This is a genomic window from Burkholderia anthina (assembly GCF_902498995.1).
Taxonomy (GTDB): Bacteria; Pseudomonadota; Gammaproteobacteria; order Burkholderiales; family Burkholderiaceae; genus Burkholderia; species Burkholderia anthina.
In genome coordinates, this window is the sequence record NZ_CABVLY010000008.1 from 95,433 (window position 1) to 109,302 (window position 13,870).

The following is a 13,870-nucleotide window of genomic DNA, read 5'->3' on the forward strand; positions in this document are numbered from 1 at the left end:
GCCTAGGCGGCTGCGCGCAGGCGCGTGAAGCCGTTGCGCAGGTGCCGGGCCAGCTCGGCGGCGGCCGGCGTGTGCTGGCCGCGCGGCAGATGGAGGTTGATCGCGAAGTTCGGCAGCGCGGGCAGGCCGCTGTCGGCCGGCAGGATGTCGAGATCGGCCGGTACGGTGGATGCGAGCCAGACGGTCACCGCGAGATCGGCGCGCACGGTTGCGGCCGTCGCGTCGAGGCTGCCGTTCTCGAACAGCGTGCGCCATGCGCGATCGCATTCCCGCAGCGTGTCGAGCACGGTCGGGCGGAACGCGCAGGTTTGCGCGACCATCGACACCGGCAGCGGCGTGCGCCGATACGCGGCGCCGCCTTTCGCACCGACCCACACCAGACGATCGACGGCGACACATTCGCCGCCCGGTTGCCCGACCGGCGCCTCGATCAGCGCGACGTCGATCTCGCCCTGCCTGAGCGCGCGGCGCAGTTCCGGCGACGCCGCGCACACGAGCGACAGCGCGACTTGCGGATGCGCTTGCGCATAGCCTTTCAGAATCGGCGCGAGGCAGCTGCCGACGAGATCCTGCGGTGCGCCGACGCGCACCGATCCTTCCATCGCGCCGGCCGTCATGTCGGCCAGCAGCGCATCGTGCGCGGCGAGCAGCCGGCGCGCCTGCCCGAGCAGCCGCTCGCCATCCGCCGTGAGCAGCAGGTTGCGATGCTCGCGCACGAACAGCGGGCCGGACAGCGTTTCGAGCCGCGCGACCTGCTGGCTGACCGCGCCTTGCGTCAGGTGCAGCGCGTGGCTCGCCGCCGTCATGCTGCCGTGATCGGCGACGGTGACGAAGGCGCGAAGCAGGGCGATGTCGAGGTTGCGTACCATGCGTCGCATTATGGATGCTAATGACAGGCATAAAAAGCTTTCGCTATCGTAATGCTTCGGGCGCGGGTAAAAACGGGGTTTCGACGACGATGACCGGGAGCCCTCGTGCTGCTTCGCGACTACCTGCCGCTGATGCTTTTCGTGATCGTATCCACCGGGACGCCCGGCGGCGCGACGACGCTTGCGACCGCGTCGGGCGCGCATTTCGGTTACCGGCGTTCGTTGCCGATGATGGCGGGCATCGCGGTCGGCCTTGCGTCGATGGCGGCCGCGGCGGCGGCCGGGCTCGGCAGCATATTGCTGGCGCTGCCCGCGCTGCAGCTCGCGATGAAGGTGCTCGGCTCGTTGTATCTGCTGTGGCTGGCCGTGCGCATCGGGCGCGGCGGCAAGCCCGGCTTCGACACCGCCGTGCAGCGGCCGCAGCGATTCGTCAGCGGCGTGTGGATGCTGTGGCACAACCCGAAAGGCTGGGCGATGACGCTCGGCGCGGCCGCGTCGTTCGCCGCGCTTGCATCCGGCCCGGTGACGCTCGGCGCATTGCTCGGCGTCGCGTTCGGCGTGGCCGCGATGGCGTCGCTGTCGCTCTGGTGTTGCGCCGGGTTGCTGTTCGCACGCGTGCTGCGCACCGAGCGGCAGTGGCGTTGCGTGAATGCCGGGCTGGGGCTGTTGCTCGCGGCGTCGATCGTGCCGATGTGGCTGCCGTAGCGGGGCGCGCGCAACGCGCAGCCCCGCCGCTCAGCGCGAACCGGCCCGCGCGTGGCTTGTACGCGCTCCGCCTGCGCCGCTCGACCACAGCGGCAACCGGAGCGTCGTGACGAAGCTCGCCGCATGCAGCGCGCAAAGCAGGCCGAACGCCCACGCGTACGCGGCGCCAGGCGTGCCGCCGGCCGACACCGATTCCACGTGCAGCCGCCACGCGAGAAACAGCGTGCATATCGTCGTGAACGTCGGGCCGCCGAGCCGCTGGACGATATTGAGCGACGTCGTCGCCATCGGCAGGTTGCGCCGGTCGACCGACGCATACGCGGCGGAAATCGACGGCGCGCCGATCGCGCTCTGGCCCATCCCGCGCAGAAACAGCGCGGGCACGAGCACGTAAGGATCGTAGCCGGTCAGCGCGAGATACATGAACGGCAGCGTGGCGAAGAGCGCAAGCATCGCGCCGGCGGCGGCGAGCCGGCGCACGCCGAACCGGCTCGTCAGCGCGCCCATCGACGGATAGGTGACGAGCATCCCGAGCCCGAGCGGTGCCAGCAGCCACCCCATCTCGCCGGGCGAGCGGCCGCATGCGTCGATCAGGAACACCGGAATCAGCATCTGGCCCGCGTAGATCGTGCCGTTCGACAGAAACTGCGTGCCGGCCGCCGCGCCGAACACGCGCGAGCGAAACAGCGCGAGATCGATCAGCGCGTGCTCGCCCTTGCGCCGTTCGACGCGCAGGAACGCCGCGAGCAGCAGCGCCGAGCATGCGATCGCCGCGATGCCGAGTGCGGCGTCGATCCGCTCGGCGCCGTACAGGAACAGCACGAGCGCCGGCGACAGCAGCGCAAGGCCGACCCAGTCGAGCGCTCGCCGTTGCGTTTCCTCGCGGTCGCCGGGCAGGAACCACACGGCCAGTGCGAGCGCCAGCGCGCCGACGGGCAGATTCACGAGAAAGAGCCAGCGCCACGACGTGTGCTGCAGAATCGCACCGGCGACGACGGGGCCCAGGATCGGCGCGATCAGGACGGGCACCGCCGCATAGCCGATCACGCGCGCCATCTGCTGGCCGGCCACGCGCGCGATCATCATCTGCGCCATCGGCGCGAGGAGCCCGCCGCTGACGCCTTGCAGCACGCGAAACGCGATCAGCGACGGCGCCGACCACGCGAGCCCGCACAGCGCCGACGTCAGCGTGAACGCGGAGAAACACCACAGGTACAACGCTTTCGCGCCGATGCGATCGACCAGCCAGCCGTTCAGCGGCAACACCAGCGTGAGCGCGAGCAGGTAGCCGCTCGTGACCCACTGGATCGTCGACAGGCTCGCGTGCAGGTCGGTCGCGAGGCTCGACAACGACACGTTGACGATCGTCGCGTCGAGCTGCGACAGCAGCGAACCGAGCGTCGCGACCGCGCTGACCTTCCAGATCGACGGGGCGAACCGGCCGGTCGCGCGGCCCGGCGACGGCTGCGCGCGCGGGTGGCTCACGCGCCGCGCTGGTCGAGCAGCGCGAGGATGTCTTGCGTCGAGCCCGTTTCGCCGAGGCGCGGGAACAGGCGTTCGACGCTGTTCGTGTGCGCATCCGCGTTCAGGTCGGTCATCGCGTCGACGGCGAGCGTCACGTTGTAGCCGAGTTCGTGCGCCTGGCGCGCGGTCGATTCGACGCCGATGCTGGTCGCGATCCCGGTCAGCACGATCTGCGTGACGCCGGCCGCCTTCAGGTGCGCGTCGAGATCGGTGCCGGTAAACGCGCCCCAGGTTTTCTTCGTGACGACGTGGTCGCCGGGCTGGCGGTCCAGTTCGGGGATCAGGTCGGCCCAGTCGGCCGGGAACGGGTCCTTGCGCGGCGGTTGCTGCGTGCGGCCCGGTGCGCCGCCGGCGACGTTGACGAGTACGACCGGCAGGCCGCGGCGGCGGAATGCGTCGAGCAACGTGCGCGTGCGTTCGATCACCGGGGCGACCGGATGGGAGGTCGGCAGCGTCACGATGCCTTTTTGCAGGTCGATGACGACGAGCGCCGTGTTCGTGTCGAGACGGGTTGTGCTCATGAGACGGATGCTCCGTGAATGGGGCGAAGGAAAGCGTGCACGCGGATGCCGCGCCGCACGCCGGCGGGAATTACTGCTCGCCGATGCGCCGGATCAGCGGGATCGCGGCGGCGAGCGTACGGATGTCTTCGGGGGCGAGCTTCTCGATCGCGGCGCCGAGCCACTTGTGCTTCGCGGTATCGCGCTTGCGCCGCGCCGCGACGCCGGCCGCGGTCAGCAGGAACAGGATCTGGCGGCCGTCGGTGGGATGCGGCTCGCGTTCGACGAGCCCGTCTTCCTCGAGGCTCGCGAGAATCGCCTTCATCGACTGCGGCTTCATTGCTTCGGCGCGGGCGAGATCGGCGGTCGTCATCGGGCCCTGTCGCTCGAGTCGCGCGAGCGCGCTCGTCTGCGACATGCCGAGCCCTTCGGACTCGATCTCGGAGCGCAGCCGGCGAATGAGCTGGCCGACCGCGAGGGTCAGATCGGCGGCGACGGCTTCGGCGGAAACGCCGGACGTGCGGGGAGGGTTCATGCGGCGGATCATAGAACACGACAGTTAAACTTGCAAGTTTAACTGTCGAATTGAAAGGTGGATCGCGATGCGCGATGCGTCGGCGATCGGGCGGGCGGAACCGCGTATCGCCGCGTATCGCCGCGGATTGGCGGGCTGCCGGTGGCGAACGGCGGGGCGCTATGCGGGGCGCGGCGGCGCGATCGGCACGACGTCGTTGTCGCGCGGCGACGCGTTCTCGTGCAGCAGATCGCCGAGATATTGCGCGAGCTCGTCCGCGGTAATCGCGGACGGACTCCGCAGGTTGGCCGGCCGCCGCTTGCCCTCGGCGCCGAGATCGAACACGGCCCAGCGGTCGTTCGCACGCACCACGGCGAGCCGGCGTCCGAACGCGTTGAAACGGTACTCGTGCCGCATCGTAGCGCTCCTTCGTGACGAATGCGCCGGCTGCGTGCGCGGCTTTACCGGATCGAGCAGGTCAGCCAGCGATGAATCTTCAGCGCATCGCTCGACACGCCGGCGCGCGTCGGCGCGCCGAGCAGCACGATCGTTTCGCGGCGGCCCTTCACGCGCATGCGCATCACGACGCCGTGCCCCGATTCGTTGATGAAGCCGGTTTTCTGCAGCCGGATCGGCAGGCGGCCGTAGCGGACGAGCGGGTCGGAATTCACGTACAGCAGTTCGCCGTCGCCGGGCCGCACGGTCGTCGACGTGTCCGTCGAAAAATAGCGGATCAGCGGATCCTGTGCGGCGGCGCCGACGAGTCGCGCGAGATCCTCGGCCGTCGACACGTTGTGCGGCGACAGGCCGGTCGGCTCGCGGAAGTGCGTATGGCGCATTCCGAGCCGGCGCGCTTCGCGGTTCATCGCCTTCACGAACGCGGCGCGTCCGCCCGGATAGTCGCGGCTCAGCGCGGCCGCCGCGCGGTTTTCCGACGACATCAGCGCGATATGGAACATCTCGCGGCGCGACAGTTCGGCGCCGATCGGCAACCGGGAACCCGTGAACTTGATCGTGTCGCGGTCGCGTGCGGTGACGCGCAGCACGCCGTTCAACGGACGATCGGCGTCGCGCGCGACGACGGCGGTCATCAGCTTCGAGATCGATGCGATCGGCCGCACGGTGCGTGCGTTGCGCGCCAGCAGCGGTGTGCCGGAGTCGACGTCGAGCACGTAGGCTGCGCGTGAGTGCAGCGAGCGCACCGCGCGTGGACTGTAGCCGCAACTCGCGAGCAGGTTCGGTTTTGCGGCCGGGCGCGCACGAACCGCGCTCGTGCGCTTCGCGCGCCGGTGTTGCGGCGCGGGTGCGGCGTGATGCTTGACCGCATGATGCTTCGCGCGCGGGCGGCGATGCTTGACGGTCTTGTGCTTGCGGTGGGCGGGTTTTTTCTTGACGACTTGCGCATGCGCATGGGGTGACGCGGTGCGATTCGGTTGCGCGCGCTGCGCGGACGCGTTCGCCGCGAACGCGAGTGTCAGGAACGAGAGGGCGATGATGAGGGTCGTCCGGGCGCGAGGCAGGCGCGCGATGAGGCCGGTCAAGCGAAAGTCTCCTTTTCACGCGCGTTGCGGCGGCGCGAAATGCGTGGGCGGTCAGCGGGTGCGGGAAATTATAAGGTCGATCGCGCGGCGATGACGATGGATGCGGATGAAATCGCGCGTGATATGGCTGGATTCCTGCGGTTTTTGCTGAGGATCGGACGCGCGCGGTCGGCCGAGGGCGTGCTGCGCCGCCGCTCAGCGCGGCCAGTTTCGTCGCGATACGACCGCGAAACTGATCGCGATCGATCCCGTCAGCGGGCGCGGCGGTGTGTCGTTCAGCGCATCGCCGAAGCGCGGGCGGCGGCTGCGTCCGTCGGCGCGCGCGGCACGGCGCGCGGGCGTCGGTGTTTCGGGCACGGCAACGCATTCGTCGGCGACGATCGTGTCGCACGACATGTCGGACAGGCACTCGGACGCGTGATCGATGCACATGGCAGTGAATTCCGGGAGGGGGATGTCCGTATTGAACGTCACGCCGTTCGATCAGTAAAATGAATGTTTTGATCGTTACGATTCCTTTGAAGAATGGAACTGAAACTGCTGCGCACGTTCCTGACGGTCACCGAGCTCAGTCATTTCAGCCGCGCGGCCGATACGCTGCACATGAGCCAGCCGGCGCTGAGCAAGCAGATCGGCGCACTCGAAGCGAGCCTTGGCGGCAAGCTGTTCGAGCGCGGGCGGCATGGCGCGGAGCTGACGCCGTTCGGCGAACGCTTCCTGCCCGACGCGCAGGCGCTCGTACGCGATGCCGACGAGATCCTTGCGCGGGCGAGGGAAGCGACCAGCGGGCAGCGCGGGCATCTGCGGCTCGGCATCTGTCTGTCGGTGCTGACGCTCGTGCCGAAGCTCGTCGCGGAATTCCGTCGCCGCAATCCGGGCATTGCCGTCACGCTGAGCGACCTGTCGTCGTCCGAGCAGACGCGCCGGCTGCGCGCGGGCAAGCTCGATGCCGGTTTCCTGCGGCTGCCGTCCGATGAAGGGCTGTCGTCGTTCAAGGTGATCGACGAGGCGCTCGCGCTCGCGGTGCCGCCGCATCTTGGTTTCAAGCGCGTGCCGGCCGAGCTCGACGTGCTCAACGAGATCGGCTTCATCGCGCTGCAGCGTGCGCGCGGCCCCGGGCTTGCCGCACAGATCGACCGATGGTGCGTCGAGCGGCGCTTCGTGCCGCATGTGACGCAGCAGGCGGAGGATGTGCAGTCGGTGCTGACGTCGGTCGCGGCCGGCGTCGGTGTCGCGTTCATTCCGTCGCATGCGCAATACCTGCTGCGCGACGCGGCCGTGCTGCCGCTCGACGGCCGGGATGCGAAGTGGCGCGTCGGGCTTGCATGGTTGTCCGGTCGCGACGATCCTGTCACCACGCGCTTCGTGTCGTTCATGCGCAGCGCGATCAAGGGCGCGCAAGCGCGCGTATAGTGTCCGCGATGGCGTCTTTCCCGAACGCCGGCCTTGCGCCGGCTCACGAACCCGAACCGATGACCTCAGAATCCGACGACTCCCCGCTCGATCCCGCACTCGTCGCGACGCTCGCGACCTTGAACGAGGCCGCGGCCGATCCGGCCGGTAAAACGTGGTCGCTGCCGAAGATCGCGAAGCGCACGCAGTTGCCGATGAGCACGCTGCGCCGCGTGCTGACGCAGCTCGATGCCGCGGGCCTCAGCGCGACGACGCTGAACGAAGACGGCACCGGCAGTGCCGCGTTGACCGGCGAAGGGCGTGCGGTGTGCGCGCAACTGTTCGGGGCGAACGACGCGAAATAAGAAAGGCCGCTCGAAAGCGGCCCTGCGGAGTGCGGTTCGACATGCGGCGTCGGCGCATCATCACCCATCGCCGCGCATCACCATCGCGCCGTTACCCCGCCCATGATCGAGTGACGATAGGTCTGGTCGTTCAATCCGTGCCGGTAGCCGACGTCGAGATCGAGCCAGCTCTTTGGCGAATAGATCGCCCCGGCGATCACGAACGCCGGGTTCGCGGCGGCCGTGCGTTCCGTATTGCGCGACATGCCGATGTCGGCCACGAGCTGCAGCGTGTCGGTCGCCTTGAAGAGCGCCGCGGCCGACACGGCCCAGGCCGAGCGCAGGTCGCCCTGGCGGTTCGGCTGGTAAGCCAGGCCCGCATTCGCGAGCAGCGACACGCGCCCGACGTCGGCCTGCGCGAGCAGCGTCGCGCCGGTGCCGACGCGGCCCGTGCCGAGCCCGCGACCGTCGTCGCCGGTGGGCATCGTCAGTTGCGGTTTCAGCGCGAGCGACAGCGGCCCGCGCTCGACGAAGCGCCATTTCATGCCGATCTCGACATCGCCGATCCCGGTGCCGTTGTCGTCGGTGCGCGTCTGCAGATGCGTATAGGGCGCGTTCACGTAGAGATCGACGCGTTCGCCGAATCCGCGCGTGAGCGTCGCGTTCCAGTATTGATGGCGGCCGTTCTCGTCCTGTTTCGAGGTTTCCTCGGCATTGAGCTCGAACTGCCAGTTCGCGTCGCCCTGCGTGCCCGTGTCGTCGCTGACGAGCGGATGGGCCGCGTAGGCGTTCAGCGGTGCGAGCAGGGCGCTCGCGGCCGCGAGCGGGAGCATTCTTTTCATCATGTCACCTGTCGTGCGTCGTGGGCGGCCGGCCCGGTAGGGCCGGCACGCCATCGTCGGAGGGGAATCAGAACCACTGCTTGTAGCGGCGCACGTAGATCGTCTTCACGATCTGCGCGAGCAGGATGTAGCCGACCATCGTTGCCGCGAGCCACAGCCAGTAGGTGCCCGGCAGGTGCATGAAGCCGAGCGAATCCGCGAACGGCGAGAACGGCAGCCAGCAGCCGATCGCGATCGCGGTGAACGTCGACAGCAGCACCGGCAGCGCGGCCGTGCTCTGCAGGAACGGGATCTTCTGCGTGCGCAGCAGGTGTACGACGAGCGTCTGCGACACGAGGCTCTCGATGAACCAGCCCGAGTTCATCACGATCTGGCCGCCCGAACCGCCGTGCAGGTGATACATCGCGCCCGCGCCGAACACCGTCCACATCAGCACGTACGTCGTGATGTCGAACACCGACGAGGTCGGCCCGACCCACAGCATGAAGCGGCTGATGTTGCCGGCTTCCCACTTGCGCGGCTTCTTCAGGAACTCGGGATCCATCCTGTCCCACGGCAGCAGCATCTGCGACGTGTCGTAGATCAGGTTCAGCACGAGCAGCTGGGTCGCGAGCATCGGCTCCCACGGCAGGAACGCACTGGCGACGAGCACCGAGAACACGTTGCCGAAGTTCGAGCTGGCGGTCATGTTCAGGTACTTCAGGATGTTGCCGAACGTCTCGCGGCCCTTGATCACGCCTTCTTCCAGCACCATCAGGCTCTTTTCGAGCAGGATGATGTCGGCGGTTTCCTTCGCGATGTCGGCGCCGCTGTCGACCGAGATGCCGACGTCGGCATCGCGCAGCGCGGGCGCGTCGTTGATGCCGTCGCCGAGGAAGCCGACGGTGTGGCCGTTCGCCTGCAGCGCCTTGACGATGCGCGCCTTCTGCAGCGGCGTGAGCTTCGCGAACACGGTCGTGCGTTCGACGACCTGTGCGAGCGTCGCATCGTCGAGCGCGTCGATTTCCGCGCCGAGCACCGGCTTGCCCGGCTTGAGGCCGACTTGCCGGCAGACCTTGATCGTCACGGTCGGGTTGTCGCCCGTCAGCACCTTCACGGCGACGCCGTTCTCGCGCAGCGCGGCGAGCGCCGGCGCGGCCGATTCCTTCGGCGGATCGAGGAAAGTCAGGAAGCCGCGCACGACGAGGTCGCGCTCGTCGGCGGTGCGGTACTGTTCGCGTTCGTCGCCGCGCGGGATCATGCGCGTCGCGAGCACCAGCACGCGGAAGCCGTCCTCGTTGTAGGCATTGGCCTGTTCGAGCAGCCGCTTGCGCGCCACGTAATCGAGCGGGCGCACGCCGTCCTCGTCCTGCACGTGGGTCGACACCGCGAGCATTTCCTCGACCGCGCCCTTGCAGATCAGCATGTGCGTGCCGTGAGCATCCTCGACGACGACCGACAGCCGCCGGCGCACGAAATCGAACGGCAGCTCGTCGATCTTCCGGTAGCCCTGCGGCTTCACGCGCTCGCCGATCTCGTCGGCGCGTGCGACGACCGCGATGTCGATCAGGTTCTTCTGGCCGCTCTGGTGGAAGCTGTTCAGCCAGCCGAGCCGCAGGATGTCCTCGTTCTTGTGACCGGACAGGTCGAGATGGTGTTCGAGGATGATCTTGTCCTGCGTGAGCGTGCCGGTCTTGTCGGTGCACAGCACGTCCATCGCGCCGAAGTTCTGCACCGAGTTCAGCCGCTTCACGACGACCTTGCGGCGCGCCATCGCGATCGCGCCGCGCGCGAGGTTCGCGCTGACGATCATCGGCAGCATTTCGGGCGTGAGGCCGACGGCCACCGCGAGCGCGAACGTGAGCGCGCTTAGCCAGTCGCCCTTGGTCAGGCCGTTGATCATGAACACGATCGGCACCATCACGAACATGAACTTGATCAGCAGCCAGCTCACGCTCGCGACGCCGCGATCGAAGCTCGTCTCGATGCGCTTGTGGCTCACGACGTTGCGGGCGAGCGAACCGAAGTAGGTGTCCTCGCCGGTCGCGACGACGACGGCCGTCGCGGTGCCGCTGACGACGTTGGTGCCCATGAAGCACACGTTCTCGAGGTCGAGCAGCGACCCCGGCGCATCGTTGGCCGCGCCGCCCGTGTCCGTGTTCGCGGACTTGCCGGCGACCGCGCCGAGCGTGTCGTACTTCTCGACCGGCAGCGCTTCGCCGGTCAGCACCGCCTGGCTGATGAACAGGTCGCGCGACGCGAGCAGGCGCACGTCGGCGGGGATCATGTCGCCGGCCGACAGGTGCACGATGTCGCCGGTCACCACTTCGCGCATCGGCACTTCGCGGCGTGCGGGCTCGGACGTGTCGGTCACCGCGCGCTGCACGGTGGCCGTGGTGCGGACCATCGCCTTGAGCTTCTCGGCCGCGCGCAGCGAACGGAATTCCTGCACGAAGCGCAGCAGCGCGCTGATCGTGACCATCGACAGCAGGATCGTCATGCCGACGTAGTCGCGATCGTCGGGCGCCGCGAAGTAGACGTCGGTGAAGAAGCTGATCGCGGCCAGCACCAGCAGCACGTAGACGAACGGATTGTGGAACGCGTGCAGCAACTGGCGCGTCCAGTGCGGCGGCTTGTCGTGCGCGATTTCGTTCGGACCGTAGTGCTGCAGCCGGTCGGCGGCCTGGTCGTAGGTGAGGCCGCGCGAACTGGTGCGCAGCGACTTGAAGGTTTCCTCGAGCGGGCGGGCCGCTTCCTGCGCGGCGCGCATGATGTGCGGTGCGTTCTGCTGGCCGGCGCCTGCGTTGATGAAGCCGCGCTGGTTCTTTTGCGATGTATTGCGTTGTGTCATGAGTCGCTCCTTGCGCACGAGGCGGCGGGCGGGGAGCGACCGTGACGTTATCGACGCACGAGCGCTTCCCGCCGCGTCGCGTCAGGCGCGATCGGCTGTGGATCGGTGAAGGGAGGAACGCTCGCCGGCGCACGGAATGCGATCGGATGGACGATGCGCAGCGTCGCACCGGCGAGCGGTAATCGACTACTGTCGTCTGAGTTCATCTGCACTCCTGTCGGTTGCGGATAGTCGGCACGGGCGATCGGCGGCTGCGCACGCACGAGGGTGCGCGGCCGGACGGCACGCGAACGGAAAACGCACGCAGCTCGCGCTGCGCGCAGCACGAACGCACATGCGCATGACGCACGGTTGCGCAGCGCGGGCATTCGGCAATATCGAAAAAATACGGGCGGGGATTCTGGCCGGTCAGGCCGGAAGGGCGCCGCATCCTGCTTCCCGGGATGCGGCAGAAGACGAGGCTCTGCGCGGTTTCCTCAGGCAGCAGTCAAGTTGGTCGAGGACCAACTACAACTCGCATCGGTGTTCACAGAACACTCCATGTAATTAGACGGGGGCGATGGTAATGGGTCGTCATGCGAAGCGTCAACCCTTTTTATGCCCTTTTTTCCGGCATTTCTTGCAGAACTCTTGCAGAACGTTAACGCGACGATTTTCTGACGGTGAGCAAGCAAAACCGCGCGCATGCGAGGCACGCATGCGCGCGGTCGGGGCGAGGCAGCGACGCGTTACTGCGACGATGCCGTGATGGCCGCGCCTGCGTCGAGAATGCCGGAGCCGGCCGGCAGTGCCGTGCACGACGTGCTCGTCGGCAGTATCGCGGCGCGCGCGCCGCCTTGCAGCTTCTGCTGGATCTGCGCGGGCGTGAGGTTGCCGTTCACCGACAGCATCAGCGCGGCGGCGCCGGCCACCTGCGGCGTCGCGAAGCTCGTGCCGCTCGCGGTGCCGTACGTGTCCGCGCCCGGCGTCGTCGTGCCGCCGTTGGCCGTCGACACGATGTTGACGCCCGGTGCGCTCAGTGCGACGTCGGTGCCGAAGTTGCTGAACGATGCACGCCGGCCGGTTGCATCGGTCGCACCGACGCTGATCACGCCGCGGCAGTTCGCGGGCTGGTCGAGCCCGGTCGACAGGCCGTCGTTGCCGGCGGCGACCACGACGGTCACGCCCTTCGCGTTCACGTCGTCGATCGCCTGCTGGAACGTCGCGCTGCATGCGCCGACGCCGCCGAGGCTCAGGTTGATGATCTTCGCGGGCGTCGGGTTCGCCGGGACGCCGTTGACCGGAATGCCGGCCGCCCAGCGCATCGCGTCGGCGATGTCGCTCGTCACGCCGCCGCACTTGCCGAGCACGCGCACCGGCAGGATCCGGCCGAGCCACGACATACCGGCGATGCCGATGCCGTTGTTGGCCGTCGCGCCGATCACGCCCATCACGCGCGTGCCGTGCCAGCTGCTGGTGCTCGGTTCGCTCGCGCAGTGATAGTACGGGCCGCTCGCGTCGTCGAGTTCCTGCTGCGTGACCCAGTCGCCCGGATCGGTTGCGTCGCCGCTGCGGGTCTGGCCGTTATTGCCGGTGTTGACGTTCGAGATGAAGTTGTAGCCGGGCAGCAGGTTGCCGACGAGGTCGGGGTGCGGCCGGTAGCCGGTGTCGAGCACGGCCGTGACGACGGTCGGCGAGCCCTTGGTGCGCGTCCATGCGGTCGGCACGTCGATGCCGGCGGTCGGATCGAACAGGTTCCACTGCTGGCCGTAGTTGGGATCGCTCGGCGTGTCGCGGATCTGCATCGGGTGATCCGGTTCCGCGTAGTCGACGTCGCTGTCGGCGGCGAACGCCTGCGCGAGCGCCGCGGCATCGCCGGCCGCGATGCGCTGGCCGATCGACAGCACGGCCGCGCCATTCGACAGGGTTCGCTCGACCTGGACGTCGAGCGGCGCCTGCGACGTCGTCGCGGCGGCATAGGCGCGTGCGGCGCCGCTCGCCGTCGGCGCGTTCCAGCGCGTCATCGAACGCTGGATCACGGCGTCGAGCCGCGTGCCGGTGTCGACGGCCGCCATCGCGCGGGCGGCCGTCAGCGTCTTCAGTTTGACGATCAGGTGATCGACCGGCGGCTCGGCTGGTGCGGCGGTCTGGGCTGCCATCTGCACGGCGGCCTGCTGCGTCGCGCACGCGTTGCTGCCGCTGGTGGCGGGCGGTGTCGTCGGGCTTGGGCTGGGGCTGGGGTTCGGGGTTGGGCTAGGCGCGGGCGCCGGTGCGGCATTGGAAGACGACGGATTGCTGCCGTCGCCACCGCCGCCGCCGCAACCGGCGAGGGGAACGAGTACGGCGGCGGACAGCATGCCGGCGAGTACGCGCGTATGAGTGGAGCGGACCAGCGCGGAATTGAAACGTTTGGCTCTCATGGTGAAACTCGATCCTCGTAGATAACCGTCGTGCCGGCGGTAACGCTCGATCCGGTGAAGGCCGGACCTTGTGGTTTTTGTCTGACGATCGAAGCAGGTTGCTGCGACGCGCCATGCAATGGGTAACGGCTGCCACGGCGGCTTCTTGAGTGGGTTTCGGCAGAAAAAAACAAACGGGCGCAAACGATTACGTTGCTGCGATGCAGCATGCGTGCGGCATCCGGCATCGGCTGCCGGGACGGCGGGGCGCGAGCGAATACGGCCGGCCGGGCGCGACGCGCGGCGCATGCGCGACGGACACGCGTTTGCGCGGCACGGAAAAAGGGCCGCCTGCGCGCGTTCGCGCTGGAAGGTTCCTTACGCTTTCCCTGATGCGACGCGAATTTTGTCGGGCGTACGATCGCGGTTCG

At 68.3% G+C, this 13,870-nt stretch carries 15 protein-coding genes; 3 read left to right on the forward strand and 12 right to left on the reverse strand.

The genetic code is table 11. The features are described from left to right. Window positions 1-2: 2 nt before the first annotated feature. Window positions 3-878: a LysR substrate-binding domain-containing protein gene (locus BME24068_RS12765; RefSeq protein ID WP_174926280.1), complete on the reverse strand. Its 876-nt coding sequence runs from the start codon at window positions 876-878 to the stop codon at window positions 3-5. 96 nt (window positions 879-974) lie between these two features. Here BME24068_RS12765 and BME24068_RS12770 point away from each other — a divergent pair, with 96 nt between their 5' ends. After that, window positions 975-1,574, forward strand: coding sequence for a LysE family translocator (locus tag BME24068_RS12770; protein ID WP_174926281.1), 600 nt, complete (start codon window positions 975-977; stop codon window positions 1,572-1,574). A gap of 30 nt (window positions 1,575-1,604) precedes the next feature. On the opposite strand, the gene BME24068_RS12775 is transcribed toward BME24068_RS12770, so the two are convergent. The 6 genes from BME24068_RS12775 to BME24068_RS12800 all read right to left on the reverse strand — a co-directional run bounded on the left by BME24068_RS12775 (window position 1,605) and on the right by BME24068_RS12800 (window position 6,085). After that, window positions 1,605-3,059 (reverse strand): DHA2 family efflux MFS transporter permease subunit, encoded by a 1,455-nt coding sequence (locus BME24068_RS12775; protein ID WP_174926282.1) that lies wholly within the window; start codon window positions 3,057-3,059, stop codon window positions 1,605-1,607. Further along, window positions 3,056-3,619: a cysteine hydrolase family protein gene (locus tag BME24068_RS12780; RefSeq protein ID WP_174926283.1), complete on the reverse strand. Its 564-nt coding sequence runs from the start codon at window positions 3,617-3,619 to the stop codon at window positions 3,056-3,058. Before BME24068_RS12780 ends, BME24068_RS12775 begins: the two co-directional genes overlap by 4 nt. A 70-nt stretch (window positions 3,620-3,689) precedes the next feature. Then, a complete protein-coding gene (locus BME24068_RS12785; protein ID WP_174926284.1) occupies window positions 3,690-4,145 on the reverse strand; it encodes a MarR family winged helix-turn-helix transcriptional regulator in 456 nt (151 codons plus the stop codon). A 147-nt stretch (window positions 4,146-4,292) separates the two neighbouring features. Continuing rightward, window positions 4,293-4,529, reverse strand: coding sequence for a DUF7661 family protein (locus BME24068_RS12790; protein WP_174926285.1), 237 nt, complete (start codon window positions 4,527-4,529; stop codon window positions 4,293-4,295). Window positions 4,530-4,573: 44 nt separating this feature from the next. Beyond that, window positions 4,574-5,653, reverse strand: coding sequence for a serine hydrolase (locus tag BME24068_RS12795; protein WP_096499816.1), 1,080 nt, complete (start codon window positions 5,651-5,653; stop codon window positions 4,574-4,576). Window positions 5,654-5,848: 195 nt separating this feature from the next. Next, the gene (locus BME24068_RS12800; RefSeq protein ID WP_174926286.1) at window positions 5,849-6,085 is read right to left on the reverse strand and encodes a hypothetical protein; all 237 of its coding nucleotides are present in this window, start codon (window positions 6,083-6,085) and stop codon (window positions 5,849-5,851) included. Between the two features lie 93 nt (window positions 6,086-6,178). On the opposite strand from BME24068_RS12800, the gene BME24068_RS12805 reads away from it, so the two are divergent. After that, window positions 6,179-7,066 (forward strand): LysR family transcriptional regulator, encoded by an 888-nt coding sequence (locus tag BME24068_RS12805; protein WP_096499812.1) that lies wholly within the window; start codon window positions 6,179-6,181, stop codon window positions 7,064-7,066. A gap of 59 nt (window positions 7,067-7,125) precedes the next feature. Next, a complete protein-coding gene (locus BME24068_RS12810; protein ID WP_096499810.1) occupies window positions 7,126-7,410 on the forward strand; it encodes a transcriptional regulator in 285 nt (94 codons plus the stop codon). Between the two features lie 77 nt (window positions 7,411-7,487). Here BME24068_RS12810 and BME24068_RS12815 read toward each other — a convergent pair whose 3' ends face one another. The 5 genes from BME24068_RS12815 to BME24068_RS12835 form a co-directional block, all read right to left on the reverse strand. Beyond that, window positions 7,488-8,231 carry a transporter gene (locus tag BME24068_RS12815; RefSeq protein ID WP_174926287.1) on the reverse strand — a complete coding sequence of 248 codons (744 nt, stop codon included), beginning with the start codon at window positions 8,229-8,231 and terminating at the stop codon, window positions 7,488-7,490. Window positions 8,232-8,298: 67 nt separating this feature from the next. Further along, complete coding sequence (gene mgtA / locus BME24068_RS12820; RefSeq protein WP_096499806.1) at window positions 8,299-11,061, reverse strand: magnesium-translocating P-type ATPase; 2,763 nt, start codon at window positions 11,059-11,061, stop codon at window positions 8,299-8,301. A 47-nt stretch (window positions 11,062-11,108) separates the two neighbouring features. Next, complete coding sequence (locus tag BME24068_RS12825; RefSeq protein WP_174926230.1) at window positions 11,109-11,429, reverse strand: hypothetical protein; 321 nt, start codon at window positions 11,427-11,429, stop codon at window positions 11,109-11,111. 360 nt (window positions 11,430-11,789) lie between these two features. Further along, complete coding sequence (locus BME24068_RS12830) at window positions 11,790-13,460, reverse strand: S8 family peptidase (protein ID WP_174926288.1); 1,671 nt, start codon at window positions 13,458-13,460, stop codon at window positions 11,790-11,792. Further along, window positions 13,457-13,669, reverse strand: a complete 213-nt coding sequence (locus tag BME24068_RS12835) for a hypothetical protein (RefSeq protein WP_143331625.1) — start codon at window positions 13,667-13,669, stop codon at window positions 13,457-13,459. The genes BME24068_RS12830 and BME24068_RS12835 overlap by 4 nt, the downstream gene beginning before the upstream one ends. Between the last annotated feature and the right edge of the window lie 201 nt (window positions 13,670-13,870).

Bases quoted from the DNA above. Each gene is read 5' to 3' on its own strand.
- BME24068_RS12765 (WP_174926280.1), bottom strand. From the start codon at position 878: ATGCGACGCATGGTACGCAACCTCGACATCGCCCTGCTTCGCGCCTTC.
- BME24068_RS12780 (WP_174926283.1), bottom strand. From the start codon at position 3,619: ATGAGCACAACCCGTCTCGACACGAACACGGCGCTCGTCGTCATCGAC.
- BME24068_RS12785 (WP_174926284.1), bottom strand. From the start codon at position 4,145: ATGATCCGCCGCATGAACCCTCCCCGCACGTCCGGCGTTTCCGCCGAA.
- BME24068_RS12790 (WP_174926285.1), bottom strand. From the start codon at position 4,529: ATGCGGCACGAGTACCGTTTCAACGCGTTCGGACGCCGGCTCGCCGTG.
- BME24068_RS12800 (WP_174926286.1), bottom strand. From the start codon at position 6,085: ATGTGCATCGATCACGCGTCCGAGTGCCTGTCCGACATGTCGTGCGAC.
- BME24068_RS12805 (WP_096499812.1), top strand. From the start codon at position 6,179: ATGGAACTGAAACTGCTGCGCACGTTCCTGACGGTCACCGAGCTCAGT.
- BME24068_RS12810 (WP_096499810.1), top strand. From the start codon at position 7,126: ATGACCTCAGAATCCGACGACTCCCCGCTCGATCCCGCACTCGTCGCG.
- BME24068_RS12815 (WP_174926287.1), bottom strand. From the start codon at position 8,231: ATGAAAAGAATGCTCCCGCTCGCGGCCGCGAGCGCCCTGCTCGCACCG.
- mgtA (WP_096499806.1), bottom strand. From the start codon at position 11,061: ATGACACAACGCAATACATCGCAAAAGAACCAGCGCGGCTTCATCAAC.
- BME24068_RS12825 (WP_174926230.1), bottom strand. From the start codon at position 11,429: ATGCCCGCGCTGCGCAACCGTGCGTCATGCGCATGTGCGTTCGTGCTG.
- BME24068_RS12830 (WP_174926288.1), bottom strand. From the start codon at position 13,460: ATGAGAGCCAAACGTTTCAATTCCGCGCTGGTCCGCTCCACTCATACG.
- BME24068_RS12835 (WP_143331625.1), bottom strand. From the start codon at position 13,669: ATGCTGCATCGCAGCAACGTAATCGTTTGCGCCCGTTTGTTTTTTTCT.